This window comes from Olleya sp. KJ81-1 (genome assembly GCF_055808135.1).
This window is the reverse complement of sequence record NZ_CM147854.1, coordinates 2732942-2755780: the sequence shown is the minus strand read 5'-3', so window position 1 is coordinate 2755780 and position 22839 is coordinate 2732942. Positions and strand designations below refer to the sequence as shown.

Annotated in this window: 12 protein-coding genes; 8 read left to right on the top strand and 4 right to left on the bottom strand. The window is 33.9% G+C overall.

Translation table 11 applies throughout. The annotated features are described in order from the left end of the window. Positions 1-33 precede the first annotated feature (33 nt). Positions 34-783, top strand: a complete 750-nt coding sequence (locus tag AC0L3M_RS12945) for an SDR family NAD(P)-dependent oxidoreductase (protein ID WP_473431029.1) — start codon at positions 34-36, stop codon at positions 781-783. A 3-nt stretch (positions 784-786) separates the two neighbouring features. Then, complete coding sequence (locus tag AC0L3M_RS12940) at positions 787-1917, top strand: DUF5929 domain-containing protein (protein WP_473431028.1); 1131 nt, start codon at positions 787-789, stop codon at positions 1915-1917. 206 nt (positions 1918-2123) lie between these two features. Here the strand turns inward: AC0L3M_RS12940 and AC0L3M_RS12935 are convergent, their stop codons facing one another. The 3 genes from AC0L3M_RS12935 to amaB form a co-directional block, all read right to left on the bottom strand. Beyond that, positions 2124-2768 carry a hypothetical protein gene (locus AC0L3M_RS12935; RefSeq protein WP_473431027.1) on the bottom strand — a complete coding sequence of 215 codons (645 nt, stop codon included), beginning with the start codon at positions 2766-2768 and terminating at the stop codon, positions 2124-2126. Between the two features lie 15 nt (positions 2769-2783). Then, entirely contained in the window at positions 2784-3728 is a 945-nt protein-coding gene (locus AC0L3M_RS12930) for an OmpA family protein (RefSeq protein WP_473431026.1), read from the bottom strand. Positions 3729-3913: 185 nt separating this feature from the next. Then, positions 3914-5467 carry an L-piperidine-6-carboxylate dehydrogenase gene (amaB, locus tag AC0L3M_RS12925; RefSeq protein ID WP_145005389.1) on the bottom strand — a complete coding sequence of 518 codons (1554 nt, stop codon included), beginning with the start codon at positions 5465-5467 and terminating at the stop codon, positions 3914-3916. Positions 5468-5721: 254 nt separating this feature from the next. On the opposite strand from amaB, the gene AC0L3M_RS12920 reads away from it, so the two are divergent. Beyond that, positions 5722-11298, top strand: a complete 5577-nt coding sequence (locus tag AC0L3M_RS12920; RefSeq protein WP_473431025.1) for an alpha-2-macroglobulin family protein — start codon at positions 5722-5724, stop codon at positions 11296-11298. A 40-nt stretch (positions 11299-11338) separates the two neighbouring features. Next, positions 11339-11812, top strand: a complete 474-nt coding sequence (locus AC0L3M_RS12915; RefSeq protein WP_473431024.1) for a hypothetical protein — start codon at positions 11339-11341, stop codon at positions 11810-11812. Between the two features lie 20 nt (positions 11813-11832). Here AC0L3M_RS12915 and AC0L3M_RS12910 read toward each other — a convergent pair whose 3' ends face one another. After that, entirely contained in the window at positions 11833-13716 is a 1884-nt protein-coding gene (locus AC0L3M_RS12910) for a T9SS type B sorting domain-containing protein (protein ID WP_473431023.1), read from the bottom strand. Positions 13717-13950: 234 nt separating this feature from the next. Between AC0L3M_RS12910 and AC0L3M_RS12905 the strand changes: the two genes are divergently transcribed. From AC0L3M_RS12905 to AC0L3M_RS12890, 4 genes are all read left to right on the top strand, one after another. Beyond that, positions 13951-15309, top strand: coding sequence for a penicillin-binding protein 1C (locus AC0L3M_RS12905; protein ID WP_473431022.1), 1359 nt, complete (start codon positions 13951-13953; stop codon positions 15307-15309). Between the two features lie 281 nt (positions 15310-15590). Continuing rightward, complete coding sequence (locus AC0L3M_RS12900; protein ID WP_473431021.1) at positions 15591-15878, top strand: hypothetical protein; 288 nt, start codon at positions 15591-15593, stop codon at positions 15876-15878. A gap of 17 nt (positions 15879-15895) precedes the next feature. Continuing rightward, the gene (locus AC0L3M_RS12895) at positions 15896-16153 is read left to right on the top strand and encodes a hypothetical protein (protein ID WP_473431020.1); all 258 of its coding nucleotides are present in this window, start codon (positions 15896-15898) and stop codon (positions 16151-16153) included. 179 nt (positions 16154-16332) lie between these two features. Further along, the gene (locus AC0L3M_RS12890) at positions 16333-22815 is read left to right on the top strand and encodes a choice-of-anchor L domain-containing protein (RefSeq protein ID WP_473431019.1); all 6483 of its coding nucleotides are present in this window, start codon (positions 16333-16335) and stop codon (positions 22813-22815) included. The last annotated feature ends 24 nt before the right edge of the window (positions 22816-22839 follow it).

Sequence of the window (22839 nt, the reverse complement as noted above, 5' to 3'; positions counted from 1 at the left end):
AAACAAATAATTGCTTAAACAAGACATAATTAAATGAATAAAACAGCATTAATAACAGGAGCAACTAGCGGAATAGGTCGTGCAACAGCTCATGAATTTGCAAAACAAGGCATTAACTTAATTCTTTGTGGACGTCGTCAAGAAAGATTAGACACCATTAAAAAAGCTTTAGAAAAACAAACTAATGTCTACACGTTAAATTTTGACGTTAGAGACAAAAAAGAAGTATTTGAAGCAATTAATAGTTTACCAGAAACATTTAAACATATTGACATATTAGTTAATAACGCAGGAAATGCACATGGATTAGACCCAATACAAGATGGCGATTTAGACGATTGGGATGCTATGATGGACATTAATGTAAAAGGGTTGTTATACGTTAGCAAAGCCATTATACCACAAATGACTGCTCGCCAATCTGGACATATTATTAACATAGGCTCCTCTGCAGGAAAAGAAGTCTACCCTAAAGGTAATGTGTATTGCGCAAGTAAACATGCTGTTGTGGCACTTACAGAAGGGATGCGTATTGATCTTAATCCTTTTGGCATTAAAGTCACAGCCATAAATCCTGGTTTGGTAGAGACAGAATTTTCTCAGGTTAGATTTAAAGGAGACGCCAAAGCAGATAATGTTTACAAAGGCTACAAAGCGCTACAGCCAGAAGATTTAGCAGAGGTTATTTATTTTGCAGTATCACGTCCAGCACATGTTAACATTGCTGATGTTTTAATGTTTTGTACAGCTCAAGCAACCTCAACTATTGTAAAAAAAGAGTAATCCATGATTAATAAACGCTTACTTATTAAAAACTTACTTGCACATAACGACGAGAATAGTTTTTATGATAAAAAGCGGAAAATTGATATTAATCAAAAAGAAGGTAAAGCTAAATTTTTAAAACATGTTTGCGCTTTATCCAATTCCAATCCTAAAAACAACTCGTTTATAGTTATAGGCGTAGAGGATGAAGATAACACCATAATTGGCGTTGATTTTTTTGACGATTCTAAAATCCAAAACTTAATCAACGCTTATTTATCAAACCCACCAATTGTACAATACGAGAATATTCCTTTTCCACACTTACCAGACCACAAAGTCGTTGGATTAGTCACTATACGCGCTAATAATGGGTTGACTTCTCTTAGAAAAAACATTTGGAAATATTATGGAGGATCAGTCTTTTTTAGAGATGGAAGCATTAGCATGCCTAAAGTTTTTAGTAGCGAAATACAAGATGTAAACTCCAAAATCGTTGAAGCTATTGAGAACCATGCACAAAACAATATACAATATACATTAGATGGTGTTTTTGATTTTATGAAAAAACGCCAAGACTACAATCCTAATTATATTGTTTTTAAAGAATATTTTGTCCTGTGTTGGTCTGGCGAAAAAAAGCAAGTTAAAGATGAAACGTTTTACTCTAGAGTAGACATTGAGCTTATTAATGAGCAAGTCCGTTTATTTTTTTCAACTTTAGATGAAGTTGCAATTACTTTTAATGAAGATTCTTTTACGATTATTGAATACTTAAAACTAGGACTTCAAAATTCTTATAAATATTATCCATTAGAAAAAACAGTCATTAATTTTACAGACAATGCTAGCTATACCATAGAGTCTACCTTAGTTTTTAATCCTCCACAATTTGACAAAAAGGTATTACACCACATATATAATAGTAATAATGTGATTTTAGAAAAACTAAAAAAAGGACAAATTTTAAATAATAACGAAACAAAAGATCTAAACAACCTACCTGATACGTATCTAATATGTTATCTGAATTTATTTCATGAAGCTTTGGACAAATTAAATGAGGCAAAACCATATTTAAAACCGCTTCCTGAAGTATACAGAAAGTACAAAGACGTCTTGCGTATTTTACGAAAAGTAAAATACAATTAAGATTATAGTTGTTATTTAAAGTATACTTAAACAACAACTATAAATAGTTAATTAATACAGCTATTAAACAATAGCAAACCTATTAATTAACACAAAAACCTTGATTCTCCCGACAAAGTTTCGGCATTGAATAAGGTTTTAAATTACTTAAAAAGCCAATATTTACAATTGTAAATATTGGCTTTTTTGTTTAAATGAGTTAAATATTATTTTCCTCCATCTAATTGGTCTTGCCAATCTTTTAGCTCTTGCCACAATCCTTTAGCAGCTAAATCTGCTTGCTTAGGCCAAGTTCCAGGTTTATGAATTTCAAATCGTTTACCTCCACTTTTAAGTATCTCTTGACATTTTTGGACAGTACAACCTGCTAATGCTGTCCAAGTTGTAATGTTATGATTATGAAATAACTCTTTAATTTTTGGTCCTATACCTTCAACTACAGTTAAATCGTCTTGTTTTATTTTTTTACCCAATGCTGTTTTAGCTGCTGTTGCATCAAAAGCAATCACAGATGCATCGGTTACCTTAGCAGTTACAGGAGCAGCACTAGCTACAACATCTTTTTTAATTGCTGAAGTTGATGATGGTGTTACATTTGAAGCAAATGAAGTTGCGGTATTGCCAGCTCCAGAAGATCGTGACACGCTATCTTTACTTGCTTTACAGGCAGCTAAATCAGTTTCTAATTTGCTAATTCTATTTTTATATACATTTAAATCTATGTTATTGTTATTATCCTGATTGCTACCTCCAAATAAACGACCTAATAAATAGCCTAATATTGCACATATTGCTCCTACTAATAATGGGATTAACCAGCATGGAATACTTATAGTTAATAATACATTCATAATTTTTATTTTTTGTTAGTTAATGGTTACTTCTACTCTTCTATTTTTTGCGCGACCCTCTTCTGTAGCATTATCTGCAATAGGCAAATCTGGACCTTTGGAAAAAGATTGTATTTTACTACTGTCTATTCCATTTTGGACTAAATATTGTTTTGTAAAATCAGCGCGTCCTTGCCCTAATTTTATGTTAGTTGGTCGACTACCAGTATTATCTGTAAAGCCAGTAACAGTAATTAATGCACCATCAACCTTATCTATATATTTTACCATATTTGAAACTTTTAGTCTTTGACTATCCGACAAACTAATGGTCGCTTGAGCTGTATCAAAGTATAAAATTAAAGGATCTGCTTTTATAGTGTCTCCTAACTTTTTGGTGTCTTCTTCAATACTTGTGTCTCCTGCAGCAATAGTCTTTACTTCGTAACTTAATGGTCCTTGCAATACACCTTCTGCATTAGCGTTAAAATTATCATCCAATGTACTGTAAGTATTAATATTTTTTGAAGCCATACCTTTTGATACAAAATAATTTTTTGCAGCATTGGCACGTGCTAACCCTAAATCCGGAAAGACTGAGTTATTAACCTCATCACTACGATAATGGCCATAAATATTTAATAGTTTATTAGGATTACTGTTGTAATACGCGACAAGCTTATTTGCGCCTTCATCCACACTAGAAGTGATAGAATCAATAATTAAAGGGCTAGAGGTTTTAAAGTTTAAATTATCATTAATTTGAAAATTTAAATCACCATTAACATCTTTTACTGCAAATGCATTAATGGTTGCTGTTTTTTGATCTGTTTTTACTGAAACATCCTCAGTATTTGTTGTATTATCTATAGCAACTTTATCTGCTTCAAGACATGGTTTACAACATAAATACCAGTACAAAATTGTACCTAAGATAATGGTCAGTAAAATACCCAGAAGATAACCGGTTTTTTTACTCATTATGGTTTTGTTTTAAGTTAATGACTATCAAGTTATTAAAAAATTAAAAATCTTTTAACATTTATCTTAACTAAATGAATTATAGACGCTTAAAAATCGACCAACGACCTAAAAAGTTAGCTTAAAACAAAAAAAGCCACATCTTTCGATGTGGCTTAACTTCCGCGACAGCGAAAAAATAATTATTATAAATCAAACTTAATACCTTGAGCTAAAGGTAATTCGTCTGAATAATTTACTGTGTTTGTTTGTCTTCTCATGTATACTTTCCAAGCATCAGATCCTGACTCGCGTCCACCACCTGTTTCTTTTTCTCCTCCAAAAGCACCACCAATCTCTGCTCCAGATGTTCCAATGTTTACGTTTGCTATTCCACAATCAGATCCTGCAAAGGATAGGAATTTTTCTGCTTCTTTCATTTCGTTTGTCATGATTGCAGACGATAATCCTTGTGCTACTCCGTTTTGAACAGCAATTGCGTTTTCAACTTCACCAGAATATTTCATTAAATATAAAATTGGTGCAAATGTTTCATGCTGTACAATTTCAAAACTGTTTTCTGCTTCAATTATAGCTGGCTTAACATAACATCCAGACTCGTAACCTTCACCTTCTAAAACGCCTCCTTCTACTAGTACATTTCCTCCTTCTGCTTTTGCTTTTTCAATTGCAGCTAAATACGTATTTACTGAATCCTTATCGATTAATGGTCCAATATGATTTTTTTGATCCAATGGATTACCAATTGTTAATTGTCCATAAGCACCAACAATTGCATCTCTTACCTTATCGTAAACCGACTCGTGAATGATTAGTCTTCTAGTTGATGTACAACGTTGACCACAAGTCCCAACTGCTCCAAATACAGCACCAGGAACAACTACTTTTAAATCTGCTGTTGGTGTAATAATAATGGCGTTGTTTCCTCCTAATTCTAATAACGATTTTCCAAAACGTTCTGCTACTGTTGCTCCAACAATACGTCCCATTCTAGTAGATCCTGTTGCAGATATTAACGGAATTCTATGATCTGTTGTCATAAACTCTCCTACTTTGTAGTCTCCATTTATGATTGCCGAAATACCTTCTGGTAAGTTATTTTCTTTTAAAACTGCAGCAATAATGTTTTGACATGCTACAGAACATAATGGTGCTTTTTCTGATCCTTTCCAGATACATACATCACCACAAACCCATGCTAAAGCTGTATTCCAAGCCCAAACTGCTACTGGAAAGTTAAATGCTGAGATTATTCCGACAACACCTAAAGAGTGCCACTGCTCACGCATTACGTGTCCTGGACGTTCAGATGGTATTGTTTGCCCATTAAGTTGTCTTGATAGCCCAACTGCAAAATCACAGATGTCAATCATTTCTTGTACTTCACCATATCCTTCTTGTAATGATTTACCCATCTCGTAAGAGACTAACTTTCCTAAAGGTTCTTTTAATTCTCTTAATTTATTACCAAATTGTCTTACAATTTCACCTCTTTGTGGTGCTGGCATCGCTCTAAAGCTTTTAAAAGCTTCCGTAGCTGTAGTGATTACTTTTTCGTAATCTTCTTTAGTAGTTGTAGATACTTTTCCTATTAATTTTCCATCAGTAGGAGAATACGAAGCGATTAAATCTCCACTTCCAAAATTATTAGACCCTGTTGAAGTCCCTTCATTTATATCTTTTAAGCCTAATTGTTTTAAAGCTTCTTTTATTCCGAAATCAGTTGAAACTGCTTGCATATTTCTTTAATTTTTACGAATTATTTAATTTTTAGCGAATATACTAATATTTCTTCGTTTTAAAATACGTCCTGTCTTATAATACTGTTAAGCTTTTACTCAAAAAAATAGATTAAAAATTGTCTATGATTAATACTTGAAAATTCAAATTTTGCAATAACTTTAACATCAAGTTTTGTTTTAAAAACCAGATATCAAGTTTTTTCTCAGCAACTTATCTTACATAGATATAAAAATATAAAATACTGTTTACCATGAAATTAAAATCGCTATCAATCTTATTTCTTGTGTTTATACTAGCTAATTCTTGTAAAAAAGAGGTTACTGAAACGGATAACCTTTTTAAATTTAGAGATTACATTAGTTTTACAACGTCAGGACGTGTGTCTGTTGCAGATAATATAAATATCAATTTAGCAAAAGTGGTAGACGGATGGCAACCTGACCAAGTGCTTGATAAAAATGTATTTAAAATCTCACCTTATGTGGAAGGTAAAATTGTTGTAATAAACGATCATTCTTTAAGGTTTGTTCCTGATGAAAATTTAAAACCAGATACAGAGTATGCAGCAACAATTAATTTAGGCGAATTATATAAAGACCTTCCAAAACAATTTAGTAGCTATACGTTTCAGTTTAAAACTATTACTCCAAATTTTAATATTGAAACAAACGATTTACAATCTTACTCCAAAGAGTGGCAATACCTTTTAGGCGTTGCTAAAGCATCTGATATCATTACATTACAACAGGCTAAACAGTTAATTAGTGCAACTCAAAAAGGTAAAAACCTAAATATTGAATGGAACGAAAAAAGTCAGCCTTCAAAATATTTTGAATTTAAAATAGATAGTATTAATCGTTTAGTTGAGGATTCTGAAATCTTAATTAAATGGAATGGAGAAGCTATTAAAGCAGACAATTCTGGAGAAAATACTTTTTCTATTCCTGGGAAAAACAACTTTAAAATCATGTCTGTAAACGTTATTCAGACACCAGAACAATATTTGTCAATTAACTTTTCTGACCCAATTAAAAAACAGCAAAATTTTGATGGTTTAGTCACTATCCAAAATAGCAAAAACCCTAAATTTATAGTAAACGGAAACGTGTTAAAAGCCTATCCTGAATCAAAAATTACAGGCAATGTACAAGTCGATGTTTTTCAAGGAATAAAAAACTTAGACGACTATAAACTAAAAACACCGTTTAGTGAAACTATCGCTTTTGAAGACGTCAAACCTCAAGTTAAGCTAATTAATAGTGGTGTAATACTACCTAACTCTCAAGAGTTAAAATTCAATTTTGAAGCTGTAAACTTAAGCGCTGTAGATGTTAGAATAATCAAGATTTTTGAAGATAATATTTTGCAATTTTTACAAGACAATACTCTTGAAAGTAATAATCAAAACCAAATAAGACGTGTTGGTCGTCGTATTGCTAAACACACTATTAAACTAATTGAAAACCCTATAGAAAATGATGGAAAATGGAAAACCTATAGTATTGACTTGTCCAAATACATCAAATCAGATCCTGGTGCAATTTATCGTGTAGAGTTAGATTATAAAAAAGCATATTCGTTGTATGACTGTGACGCAAATGCAAGTAATAGCAGTGATAATGAAGAAGAATATTATGAGGACGATTATTATTATGAAGACGATTATTATTATGGTGGTGGAGATTATACATACACAAATACAGAAGACGAAGATTTAAAGGAAGAAGAATATTGGGACAATATTACTTACAGCTATCGCGACAATAATTACAACTGGAGAGAACGCAACAATCCTTGCAATGATGCTTACTATAATAATAAGGTTATTTCGCAAAACTTAATTGGTTCTAATTTAGGAGCTATTGTAAAAAAAGGCGCTAGTAATACGTATCATTTTGCAGTGACCAATATTTTAACTACCAATCCAGAACCAGCTGCTAAGGTCGTACTATACAACTTCCAACAACAAGAATTAGCAACTACCAATACCGATAATGATGGATTAGCAAAAATAAAAACAGATAAGTTAGCTGCTTTTGCAATAGTGTCTAAAGGTAATAATAACACTTACGTGAAATTACGCGACGGAAACTCGCTATCACTTAGTAAATTTGATGTTTCAGGAACAACATTACAACGTGGACTTAAAGGCTATATTTATACTGAAAGAGGCGTTTGGCGACCAGGAGATTCTATTCATTTAACTTTTATGCTAAATGATATAGCAAACAAGCTACCAAAAGGACATCCAGTAAAATTAGAAGTAACTGATGCTAATGGTAAATTAGCTTATAAGAATATAAGTAATCAAGGCTTAAATAATTTTTATCAATTTAATATCCCAACTGCTACTGAAGACAAAACAGGAAACTGGAATGCAAAAATTAGCGTTGGTGGAGCAACATTTTATAAAGGACTTAAAGTCGAAACTGTAAAACCTAATCGCCTTAAAATTAAAATAGATTTTGAAGACTATATACTTAAATCTAACACGCCATTAAACGGAAAACTAGCTGTAAATTGGCTACATGGTGCTCCAGCTAAAAATGTAAAAGCCGAAATTAAAGCAAAATTTAGCACCTCTTATTCTGGTTTTAAAAACTACGAAGACTATCAATTTTTAGATCCATCCAAAAACTTTAATACAGAAGAGGTTACCATATTTGAAGACAATGTAGATGCTGAAGGTTTAGCAAATATTACCAAAAACTTAAACATTGGACAAGATGCTCCTGGTATGCTAAATGCACAATTTTTAGTACGTGCTTTTGAAAACGGAGGCGATTTTTCCATGGATGCATTTACAATGCCATACGCTCCTTACAACTCTTTTGTTGGTTTAAAATCACCTAAAGCAAAAGCTTACGGTTCTTTTTTTACAGATGAAAATCACACGTTTGATTTAGTGACTGTAGATGATCAAGGAAAACCAATTAAACGTAATAATTTAGAGATTAAAGTGTATAAAATAGAATGGCGTTGGTGGTGGAACTCCTCTTACGACAACCTATCACAATATACCTCTAGCAGCTATCACAAACCATTTTTAAACAGCAAAGTAAATACCAGTACAAGCGGTAAAGCATCGTTTAATATTAAAGTGCCAGATAACGAAGGTGGTCGTTATTATATTACTATAAAAGATCCCGTTTCTGGTCACATGACTGGTCGCACTGCATACTTTTATAAAGACTGGTGGAAACGTCAACCTTCTGGAGATAAAGAAGCTGCAAAAATGTTAGTGTTTGCTGCAGACAAAGAAAACTATAATGTTGGCGAAACTGCAAAAATTACTTTCCCGTCAGGTACAGAAGGTCGCGCATTAGTTAGTATAGAAAACGGATCAGAGGTCTTACAAACTAAATGGGTAAAAACTAAAAAAGGAGAAACCACTGTAGATATTGCTATCACAAAAGACATGGCTCCAAACGTTTTTATTAATATCTCATTACTACAACCACACGCATCTACTGCTAATGATTTACCGTTACGCTTATTTGGTGTAATTCCGTTATTGGTAGAAGATCCAAATACTAAATTAGAACCAGAAATAAGAATGCCAAGCGTCTTGCAACCTGAACAAGAATTTGAAGTATTTGTTTCAGAAAAAAACAACAAAGCAATGACCTACACTATTGCTATGGTTGAAGAAGGGTTATTAGATCTAACACGTTTTAAAACACCAAACGCATGGCAATCCTTTTATGCTAGAGAGGCCTTAGGCGTAAAAACTTGGGATGTTTTTGATGATGTTGTTGGCGCATATAGCGGAAGTATAGAACAAGTTTTTGCTATTGGAGGAGATGGAAATGCTGCTGATGGAAAAAACAAAAAAGCAAATAGATTTAAACCTGTTGTTAAATTTCTTGGACCATTTAATCTAGAAGCAGGCGGAAGAAAAACACATAAAATTAAAATACCAAATTACGTTGGAGCAGTCAGAACAATGGTTGTTGCAGGTAATAATACAACTGAAGCTTATGGAAGTACTGACAAATCTGTACAGGTCAAAAAACCTTTAATGGTTTTAGCAACGCTTCCAAGAAAATTAAGTCCAGGAGAAAAGGTAACACTACCTGTTACTGTTTTTGCTATGGAACCTAATGTAAAAAACGTATCGGTTAAATTAAAATTAAGCAACGGAATTACAGTTGTTGGAGACCAAACTAAGGCACTAACTTTTGCACGTCCAGATGAGCAAATGGCTTATTTTGAATTAGATGTTAGCAAAGCAAAAGGCATTAATACTGTTGAAGTTATTGCAACTGGAAATGGGGAATCTTCAACTTATAAAGTAGAGATTGATGTAGAAAACGTAAATCCAATTTCGTCTAAAAACCTAGATGCTACTTTAGATTCAAATGGATCTAAAACTATTGACTTTTCGACATTTGGTGTTACAGGAACAAATAGTGCAAGCGTTGAGTTTTCAACATTACCTCCAATGGATTTTACTAGAAGATTACAATATCTAGTACAATATCCTCATGGCTGTGTAGAGCAAACCACATCAAGTGTGTTTCCTCAGTTATTTTTACAAGATATTTTTGATTTACCTTTCAATAAAAAACAAGAAATCCAAGCAAACATAGAAAACGGAATCAAACGTTTAGGTCATTTTCAAAGACCAAATGGTGGCTTAAGCTATTGGATTGGAGAAAATAGTGCTAATGATTGGGGAACTAGTTATGCTGGACATTTCTTATTAGAAGCAGAGAAAAAAGGATTTGTTCTACCATTAACTTTTAAAAGTAATTGGATTAAATACCAAAAACAAGCTGCACAAAGTTGGAGACCAAGCTACAGAACATATAATTCCGACTTAGCACAAGCCTATCGCTTATACACTTTAGCATTAGCTGGAAGTGCAGATTTGGGAGCTATGAATCGTTTACGCGAATTTTCAGAAATTTCTAACGAAGCCAAATGGCGTTTAGCAGCTGCTTATGCTTTAGCTGGTCAAACCGAAGCTAGCAACCAAGTGTCAAGTACTGCAAATATTAACTTTAAGCCACAAAAATATAATTATTACACTTATGGATCTGTTGACAGAAACAGAGCGATGGCTTTAGAAACTATGATTTTAACTAAAGACAAACGGGTTAAAGATTTATCCGAAACCATTGCTAATGATTTATCAAGTCAACGTTGGATGAGTACACAAACCACTGCATATAGCTTACTAGCTATGGCTAAAATGGTTAATGCAAATGGCGGAAAAGCCATGAAATTAAGCTACTCCATTAATGGTAAAACCGAAACAATCGATACTAAAAATGCTATTGCACAACGTACTTTAGCAATTAACGATGGAAGCAACACTATAACCGTTAAAAACAACAAACAAAACATAGTTTACATACGTATTTTAAACTCTGGAAAACTACCATTAGGTCAAGAGTTAGCAGAACAAAGAGGGCTGACCACAAGTATAATTTACAAAGATTTAAAGGGTAATAAAATTGATGTTTCCAAACTACAACAAGGTCAAGATTTTGTTGCAACAGTACAAATTACTAATACTAAAGACTACAACATAAATGACGTTGCATTGACTCAAATTTTTCCATCAGGTTGGGAAATAGTAAATACACGTTTTACAGACTTTGGAGCTTCAACTTCAAGTCAGGCTAGGTTTACAGATATTAGAGACGATCGTGTTAATTTTTATTTTGACTTAGGACCTAAAAAAACCAACACGTTTAACGTCATGCTTAATGCTTCGTATTTAGGACAATACTATTTACCAGGATTACAAGCTGAAGCAATGTACGATAATAACTTTTTTGTTAGAAACAAAGGACAATGGATTGAAGTTGAAAAATAAAAGTTTCCCACGAAAGTGATATTTTTTTAATACTAAAACTATGAATTTTAAAGAAGTGCAAAGATTTAACCAATGGTGGCTTTGGATGTTATTAATTGGCATTGGATTAATACCAATATACGGTATTTATAAACAACTAATTATTGGTCAAAGTTTTGGAGGCAAACCTTTATCTAACCAAGGCTTAATTGCTTTTACAATAATCCTTTTTTTGGTTATTGGGCTTTTTGGATTAATTCGTTTAAAAACAGAAATTGACCATTCCGAAATTAGAATGTCTTTTAATCCTTTTGTAAAAAAGAAGGTTAAATTAAACGATGTTAAAACAATGAAAGTTGTAAACTATGGTTTTGTTGGTGGTTGGGGAATTAGATTATGGACTAAATACGGAACAGTTTATAACATAAAAGGTAACAAAGGACTATCTATCACACTTAAAGATGGAAGTAAATTTATTATTGGAACGCAAAAAGAAACCGAACTTAAATCTGTATTAAAATCTTTAAATTTATAATACTGCTTTCGCAGAAACCCTTATCGTTTTAAAGTAAAATGTCCAACACGACGCTGACCATCTATTATTATAACATACCAATAATCCGATGTAGGCATTGGACTTCCATTAAATGTACCATCCCAAGAAAAGGATTTATTTTTTGAGCTTTTTAAAAGCTTACCAAAACGATCATATATATAAACCTCTGAGGACTGAAAATATTGGATTCCTTTTAAATCAAAGGTATCATGCTTTGTATCGTTATTTGGAGTAAAAAATTGTGGTATGTAGAAGTGTAAAAACGATGTGGTCACGACATCATCACATCCATTAGCTTTAATATAAATTGTATACAAACCACCTTCAATATTAAAAAATACATTGGTATTCTGATAGTTAATACCATCTATAGAATATTCAAAATCACCAGTATTGCTTGTATTAACAACAATATGGTTTCCGTTGGAGGTAATAGTATCAAGTAAAGGTGTTTCTAATTGTGCTACAGTAAAAGTTATAATGGTAGTCAAACAACCATCAGTTACTTCTACGGTATAAATACCAGAAGCATCTACTTCTATAAACGATGTCGTTTGACCTGTATCCCAAATAAATGTTGGACTAATTATATTTGTAATGGCTTGTAAAGTGATCGTTTCATTTTGACAGAAATTTACAAATTCAGTTTCTTCAATAAATGGTTGGTCACCAATAATATCCCAAACGCATGTAGTAGTATTAAATATAGTGGTTTCCCAACATTCTAATCCTGAAGGTTGTAATGGTTGCGTACCAGAAACTTCCCAAGCACAAGTTGTAGCATTAAATATCGCAGTTTCCCAACATGCTACAATAGGCTGAATTGGTTGTGTACCAACAATATCCCATGAACAAGTCGTATTATTTACAGTTGCGGTTTCCCAACACGCCATTGTTGGAGCAGGTGGTAGTGGTGTTACATCTACCTGAAAAACTTCTGATACAACATTGCATAGGTTATTATTTAAGTTTGCAGCAGATTCAGCCACTTTACTCCTATAATACCTAGTATTTGTAATACCAGTTATGGTTATATTTTGAGTTGTTTCTCCAATAATATCGGTCCATGTAGTTCCGTCTAAACTCTCTTCCCATTGATAAAAATGAGTACTAAATACGCTATTATCTGGCGTTACTGTCAAAGACGTACTAAAAGGTGTTTGGCTACTACATAAACTTATCATATTGGAAGCTGATGCATCTGCTATTGATATATTATCTCCACAACTTTTAAATACAATATCATCAATTGCAAGATCATTTCCGCATCCTCCAACACCATTATTTTTCATCTTTAATATAACAGACGTCTGACCAGGAAGCGTCTGAAAAACTAATCCATACTGCAACCACTCTGGTGAAGGCAAACTACCCAAGTTTCCGGTACTACCAGAGGCTAATAAATTAGTATCAGAACTATCCCAAATCTCAAAACTTACATTTATAGGTATAGCTCCTGAACCGCAAAATCCGGTAGAAGGTGTCAAATTTACTAACCACGAAGAAAACTCGTAAGATGTGTCCACACAAAGTCCATTAATAATTGTTCGGTAAAACTCACCTGTTGTAAAATCCGAGTTTATTACCAACATTTTACCGTTAACATCATCTAAAGTATGATCTTGAAGTATAAACCAATCAAAAAAGTTAGAGGTATTACTTACCGTATAAAAACCATCTTCTGGCGCAGACCCATTAGCATAGGTGTAGGATGTTGTTCCTGCAGGTAAAGCACTTTGACCTATTCCAGTTCCAAAAGTTTCACTAAAAATAATATCTCCAGAATTACCATTACAAAATCCCAACTGCCCTATTGCATTTTGATTTGTAAAAAATACAGATAAAAATAAAATGATATTAATAGTAAGTTGGTAGCTTTTCACGTTTATAATTAAGATATTATCATCAAGTATAAATGTATTTTTTTAAATTCACAATTATTAAAACAACTAAAGCCTTTTTGTTGCACTCATGTATAGGTTAATTGCTATTATTTCAAAACATTTAAAAAAAACAATAGTGTTTTTTATACTATTAGTAGCCTATTTTTTTGTTTACCAAGTATACTTTTTAAAGATCCAACAGCAACTGTTATTACTAGTAACACTAATGTATTGTTGGGTGCTCAAATAGCAAAAGATGGACAATGGCGTTTTCCAGAAAGCGATAGTATTCCGGAAAAATTTAAAACGTGTGTCATCGCTTTTGAGGATGACTATTTTTACAATCATCCTGGATTTAATCCTATCTCTATAATTAAAGCCTTAAATGAAAACTTAAGTTCCGGTGAAGTCAAACGTGGTGGAAGTACAATTACCCAACAAGTTATTAGGCTATCTAGAAAAGGAAAATCAAGAACCTATTTAGAAAAGTTTAAAGAAATTATTTTAGCCACTAGATTAGAGTTAAGGCATAGTAAAGAAAAAATATTATCGCTTTATGCAAGTCATGCGCCTTTTGGCGGAAATGTTGTTGGTATAGATGCTGCATCTTGGCGTTATTATAACAGAAATGCTCATGATTTATCATGGGCAGAAAGCGCAACTTTAGCTGTTTTACCCAATGCACCAAGCCTAATTTATCCTGGTAAAAATCAAAAAAAATTACTAGAAAAACGCAACAGGTTATTAAAAAAATTATTAAAAAACAATACTATTGATTCATTAACCTATACTCTTTCTTTAGCTGAAATCTTGCCACAAAAACCATATCCATTACCACAAACAGCACCTCATTTACTACAAACTATTTCAAAAACTAATAAAGGAGAACGAGTTAAAACAACAATTCAAAAACAACTTCAGGAACAAGTAAACAGCATTGTTTCTAATCATTATAACATTTTAAAACAAAATGAAATATATAACATTGCTGTTTTAGTTTTAGACGTTAAAACTAGGAAAGTTTTAGCCTATGTTGGTAACGCTCCAACAGATAAAGCACATCAAAAAAATGTAGACATAATTAACAAGCCTAGAAGTACTGGTAGTATATTAAAACCTTTTTTATATGCTGCTATGCTTGATGCAGGAGACATACTTCCTAACACATTAGTTGCAGACATACCTTCTCAATTTGGAAATTATAGTCCCGAAAATTTTAATAAAGAATTTGATGGAGCTGTTCCTGCAAAACGCGCTTTGTCACGCTCTTTAAATGTTCCTGCAGTTAGAATGTTACAAGCGTTTGGTTTAGATAGATTTCATCATTATCTAAAAGATTTAAAACTAAAAGACATAACCTATAATGCAAATCATTACGGATTATCCTTAATTTTAGGCGGAGCAGAAAGTAATTTATGGGATTTATGTAAAAGTTATGCAGCGTTCTCTTCTACTATAAATCATTTTAACGACACTTCAAGCGAGTATTATTCTAATGAATTTTGCGAACCTACTTTCTACGACTCGCAAACCATTGATTTTGGAAAAAAACTAATCAAAAAACACTTTTTGATGCTGCCTCAATCTATCTAACGTATCAAAGTTTAAAGGAGGTAAACAGACCAGAAGGCGATGACAATTGGGAGTTTTTTGACAATTCTAAACAAATCGCCTGGAAAACAGGTACTAGCTACGGTTTTAGAGATGCTTGGGCAATTGGTACAACCAAAGATTATGTTGTAGGTGTTTGGGTAGGTAATGCTGACGGAGAAGGTAGACCAGGATTAGTTGGCGTACAATCTGCAGCTCCAATTTTATTTGACGTATTTGATGCGCTTCCAAATAGTCAATGGTTTAAAAAACCTTTTGATGAAATGCAAGAAACTAGAATCTGTAGACTTAGTGGCTACAGAGCCTCGCTTAACTGTTTAGATACAGAGCTTCAATACGTACAACTAAGTGGTCTTAAAACAAAACCGTGTCCTTATCATAAGTTAATTCACCTAGACAAAACAAACACTTATCAGGTTAATACCTCTTGCGAAGATCTAAACAACATTAACACTCAGTCTTGGTTCACACTTCCTCCTTTAATGGAATACTATTATAAAAAAAGAATCCATTTTATAAATCACTTCCAACTTTTAGATTTGATTGTTTAGGTGAAAATGAAGTCACAATGCAATTTATTTATCCCAAAAATGAAAGTACTATTTATCTACCTAAGGATTTTAACGAAACGACGAACGAACTCGTTTTAAAAGTTGCACATTCTAAAAAAAATAGCACTCTTTTTTGGTATATAGACAAAACTTACATTGGTAAAACTACAGATATTCATGATATCGCAATTAAGCCCGAAATTGGAGAACATTCACTTGTTGTAGTCGATGAATTTGGCAATGAAATAAAAAGAAACGTGATAATTTCTAAATAATATTCTAAACACCATATATAAATCTTACAATTTTAACAATTAATGCTCTTTTCGTCGAAAAAAAACGCATTACGTCTATCTGTGTTAAATTATTCTTAATAAAAGTATACCTTTAAATAACCAACTTGTGTTTTTCGCAAGGTTTTCAAAAAAATAAACTAACACCCAATCTCATTAAAATGAAAAAAACTACGTTCATTTTAGCTTTACTATTTCTATTAACAGGATGGCAAGCTAATTCACAAACTTATTTACAAGAAAATTTTAATGCCTCCATACCTGCAACCTGGACGATAACAGATGCAGGAGCAGCAACAGGTGATTCATGGATTTCTGGAATTCAAGGAGGTTTTTCAAGCTTAGATGGCACAAATGCAGCTATAGTAGATAGTGATGCAAACGGAAACGGAACTTTATTATTAGAAACGTTAACGTCTCCTGTTTTTGATGCTTCGGCAGCAACAGCACTATTTCTAGATTTTGACCAATATTACAGAAATATTGGAGCAGACAATGCTATAGTAGAAGTTTATGATGGTACTGCTTGGGTCGAAGTCTTAAATCAAACAGCATCAGCAGGTAATTTTAATGCACCTGACCAACAACATATAAATATTACAGCCTATGCTAACGCTAACATGCAAGTTAGATTTATATATAATGATGCCGATTCTTGGGCTTGGTATTGGCTAATTGACAATGTGCTTATATACAATGCTACATGTCCAAATCCTTCAGGACTTACTTTAGACGCAGTAACATCTACATCTGTAGATTTATCTTGGACCTTAGGAGGGACAGAAGCTGCTTGGGAAGTAGTTGTTCAACCAGCAGGAACAGGAGCTCCAACTGGAGCAGGTTCTCCAGCAACAGACAATACATTATATACAGATAATACCTTAACTCCTGCTACAGACTACGAAGTGTATGTTAGAGCCAATTGTGGTGCAGACTTAAGTATTTGGTCAGGACCTATAACGTTTACAACCGACTGTGCAATATTTACACCAACATACTTACAAGACTTTACAACTATTCCAGCAAACTGTTGGGAAGTTGCTAATAATGGAGATTCAACAACAGGTCCTACAGACCTAGGAACTTCATCATGGACTAACGATGGCTATTTAAACAATGGTTTTACTGGAGCTTATAAAATCAACCTATGGTTAGCAGAAAAAAGTGATTGGCTACTAAGTCCAGAAATTGACTTAACAGGTGTTCCTTATCAGGTAGAATTTGATTTTGGAGTTATGACTTTTGGTAGTACAACTACCGCAGGAACTTTAGGATCTGATGATACAGTAGAATTAATGATTACTACAGATAATGGTACAACATGGACTGTATTAGAAACTTTTGATGCAACCTCAGTGATTCCTGCAACAGGATTACATGTAGTACAAAATTTAACTGCTTATTCTGGTACTACTGCTCAGTTTGGTATTAGAGCATCAGAGGGAACTGTTGATGACACTAACGATAACGATGTTTTTGTAGATAATTTTCAAGTACGCGCAGTACCATCTTGTCCAGACCCATTAGCTGTAACAGCAACTGCGACAGGAGATACAACAGCAGATATTACTTGGGATGCTGGATCAACAGAAACAGAATGGCAAATTTGGATACAACCAGCAGGAACTGGAGAGCCAACAACAGATGGTGTAGTAACCTCATTAAACGCACCATATCCAGCAACAGGATTGACACCTAGCACACCATATGAAGTTTACGTGAGAGCAAATTGCGGTACTGATGGGTATAGTGTATGGATTGGTCCAGTAAACTTTACAACATTAAACACACCACCACCTGCTCCAGTAGGAGTATCATGTGCTTCTGGCGCATCTTCTACAATAATTTTTACAGAAGATTTTGGTAATGATACTAATTATGTGCCAGCAGGATGGACAGGAACTGCATTTACAGATACTAATGGAGATTGGGATATTACAACAGTAAATGCAAACTCAACAGGAACAGGTCCAAATATTACATGGGACGGAAATGCAGGAACACACCTTGAATATGAAGGTTCAGGAAACACAACTAACGTAGCCTCTGCAATTACACCAGCAATAGACTTATCTACAGCAGTAGATGGTGCAGAATTATCGTTTTGGATGCATGCATTTGGAGATAATATGGGAACCTTAGATATTGGTGTTAGCACTTCTCAAACAGGACCTTTTACTTCAGAATATACTTGGATAGGTGATTACCAATCAACAGCAGATGAAGCTTGGGTACCAATTGGTATTAACTTAGACGCTTACTTAGGTCAAATCATTTATATCGAAATTAGCTATGTAGGAACAGGAGACACTTTTGAGAGTGATATGGCAATTGACCAAGTGAGAGTAGAAACGTGTGGTGATTTTTGTGTTGCTCCAACAGGTATAACTGTTGATGCAATTACAGACACAACTGCAGATGTATCATGGACTGCAAACAATGGTGAAACAAATTGGGAAATAGTAGTACAACCAGCAGGTACAGGAGTACCAACGGGATCTGGAACACCTATTACTACCAACCCTTATACATTAACAGGGTTAACTGCAAGTACAGTTAATGAGGTATATATTCTTTCTGATTGTGGTAATGGATTAAGTGTTTGGGCAGGACCAATTAACTTTACAACATTAAATACACCACCACCTGCTCCAGTAGGCGTAACATGTACTTCTGGTGCATCTACTTTTATCTTTACAGAAGATTTTGGTAACGACACCAACTATGTGCCAGCAGGATGGACAGGAACAACATTTGCAGACCTTAATGGAGAGTGGGATATTACAACCGTTAATGGAAACTCTGGTGGAACTGGTCCGAACATTACGTGGGACGGAAATGCAGGAACACACCTTGAATATGAAGGTTCAGGAAACACAACTAACGTAGCCTCTGCTATTACACCAGCAATAGACTTATCTACAGCAGTAGATGGTGCAGAATTATCATTTTGGATGCATGCATTTGGAGATAATATGGGAACTTTGAATATTGGTGTTAGTACCTCTCAAACAGGACCTTTTACTACCGAGTATACTTGGATAGGCGATTACCAATCAACAGCAGATGAAGCTTGGGTACCTATTGGTGTTAATTTAGACGCCTACTTAGGACAAATAGTATATATTGAAATTAGCTATGTAGGTACTGGTGATATTTTTGAAAGCGATATGGCAATTGACCAAGTGCGAGTAGAAGCTTGTGGAAACTTTTGCGTCGCACCAAGTAATATTACTGCAACATCAATTACTGAAACTTCAGCAGATATCTCTTGGACATCAAATGGAACAGAGACAGAATGGAATTATGTTATACAACCAGCAGGAACAGGAATACCAACTTCTGGTACGTTAGTAACAACAACCACAATTTCAGAGACAGGATTAAATCCAGCAACGGATTACGAGATTTATATACAATCGGTTTGTGGTGCAGATACAAGTACTTGGGCTGGACCGTTTACCTTTTCAACATTATTACAATTTAACTTTACTTTAGATTGTGCGACGGATGGACCACAAACAATTAACTACTGTTATGAAAGTAACGATACAAACATCTTTACATTTAGCTCTACGGATGGGACAGCATTAAATATCACATTTAATTCTGGTCAAGTAGAACAAGGATGGGATGAGTTAATCGTATTTGATACAGACGGAACAACAGACCTTAATGCACTTACGCCATATGGAAATAATGGAGATGTTTCAGGGTTGACTTATCAATCGTCAGGAGACACTATTTCTTTTACTGTGCAATCAGATGGCGTATTTGATTGTGGTTCTCAAGGCTATACACCATTAACAGTTACAGTAACTTGTGCAACTTGTATTAATCCTGTAGTAGACTTTTCTACAACTACTGACTGTAGTACAGGAAACAATCAGTTTTTTGTTAACGTTGATATAACTAGTATAGGAGATGCATTAAGCTTAAATATTACAGACAACCAAAGTACTCCACTACAAAACGTAACGACTAGTGGCATTATAACAATGGGACCATATCCATTGGACACAGATATAGTAGTTACTGTTGCAAATGCAGATGATACAAACTGTATTGTAACAAGTAGCACATTGAATGTTCCTGTTTGCCCTCCAGCAAATGATGATTGTTTAAATGCTATTATAGTCACACCAAACGCAGACGAGAATTGTACAAATACAACAAGTGCAACATTATATGGAGCAACAACTTCAGCTCAAACAAATGTTTGTACTGGAACAGCAAATGACGACGTTTGGTTTCAGTTTGATGCTGTTGCAACCGATCATGGAATTGATATAAGTAACATCGTAGGAGATACGGTTAATTTAAACCATGCGCTTTATGAAGGTCCTGATTGTGACTCTTTAACTAATATTTATTGTGAGGCTACAAACAGTAGCATAGCAAATGGGTTAACAATAGGTAATACCTACTATATTAGAATTTATACAGATGGAGATATTCCTTTTCAAGATGTAAACTTTGATTTATGTGTATTTACAATTCCGCCACCAATAACAACAAACGACACACAATACACAGTGCCAGAATTAATTACAGATGTATTAGTAAATTCGCCTTGTGCATTAATTAACAACGTTACATGGTCAACAGGAACCGATTTTGGAACAACTAATGGTATTGGATATTTTGAAGCCAACGGATCTTCATTCCCTTTCCAGAGTGGTATTGTTATGACAACAGGAAACGTATTAAATGCACCAGGTCCAGAGACAGGTGTATTAAGTGAAGGTGGAGGATCTTGGCCAGGAGATGCAGACTTAGAAGCTTTTATTAACACAGATTTAGATGGTAATCCAGGAGATGATGTACCTGCAGGAGGATCTAACAACGCATCATTAATCGAGTTCGAATTTACTCCGTTAATTGATCAGCTATCTTTTAATTTTATTTTTGCAGCAGAAGAATATGGAACTTTTCAATGTGGATTCTCTGATGCATTTGCATTTTTATTAACAGACTTAACAACTGGTAATGTTACAAACCTTGCTGTAATACCAGGCACTTCAGATCCAGTTTCGGTACTTTCAATAAGAGACGACGCTTATAATACTGGCTGTGCATCCTCTAACCCAACACTATTTGATGCGTACTATGGAGCAGGAGGATTACCAGCAATTACTAATCCAACAAACTTTATTGGTAGAACAGTACCATTAACAGCAACTTCTGCAGTGATACCAAACAATCCGTATAGTATCAAATTGGTTATCGCAGATGATGGTGATACTATTTACGACTCGGCTGTATTTTTAGAAGCTAGTAGTTTTGATATTGGAAATATAGACCTTGGAAATGACATTTTAATTAGTAATGGATTAGCAACTTGCGAAGGTGATAGCGTAACACTAGACTTAGGTATTGCTCCACCAACAAACGCAACCATAACATGGTATGCGGTTGCAGACGGAATTACAGACCCAATTGCAGGTGAAAACGGAACCTCTTTAGTTGTTACTGAACAAGGACTATATCAAGTAGATATTACATTTACAGACGTAAGTTCAGCTTGTTTTTATACAGATCAGATTTTAGTTGAATTTTTCCCAAATCCAGATATTGAAACTGGAAATATTCCTGAAATTGTAGCTTGTGACAACGACAACAGTGGTATTACTGTCTTTGATTTAACCATTAATGAAAATGACATACTAGGAACTCAGTCTGACATTACCATAACTTATTACGAAACCGAAGCAAACGCTATTGACGATGTAGATCCTATAGTAGACCCAACAAGCTATACTTCAGCTCCAACAACTATCTATATAAGGTTAACCAATATAGTAACTGGTTGTTTTAAAGTAGATTCGTTTAGTATAAATTTAGCACCTAAACCAGTCCTTGGAACACCTGAAGACGTTCTAGGGTGTGATAATGATGAAGATGGTATTGCTGGATATGATTTAACAATAAATGAAGTAGTATTAGCAAATGGGACGCCTGATTTAGTATTTACTTACTATTTAGAGTTATCAGATGCAGAAACCGTTACAAATCCTATAACTGATACAATTAGTTACCAATCAGGATCAGATACTATTTATGTAAGAGTAGAAAATGAATCTGGTTGTTTTGAAACATCATCATTTGATTTATTGTTCGGAATTCGTCCAGAAACAACTTTTAATTTAGATATACCATATGAGGTTTGTCCAAACGCAACATCACCAATAACTATTACTGCTCAAGCAGAAAATTACACAGCTAGTGAAGTAAGTATCAAATGGTATAATGAAGGTGTTGAGATTGCTGGTCAAACAGGATTAGCATTAAATACTGTTTTAACTGAAGGAGAGTATGAAATTGAAGTTACATTTAATGATACAGGATGTTCTAAGTCAGAATTTGTAACAGTAGTAGAGTTAGAAAACTGTACAATACCACAAGGTATCTCTCCAGGTGTGTCACCAGGATTAAATGACAATTTTGATTTAAGTAGTTTTGATGTACAAAGCTTAGAGATTTACAACCGTAATGGTACTTTAGTTTACTCTAAAACAAATTATGTAAACGAATGGGAAGGACAATCTAACGCAGGTGACGAGTTACCAGTTGGAACTTACTACTACGTAATGAAGTATCAAGGAAACAAAACAAAAGCCTCTTGGGTATATATAAACAGATAAACTAACTAGAAAACCAACAAGAAA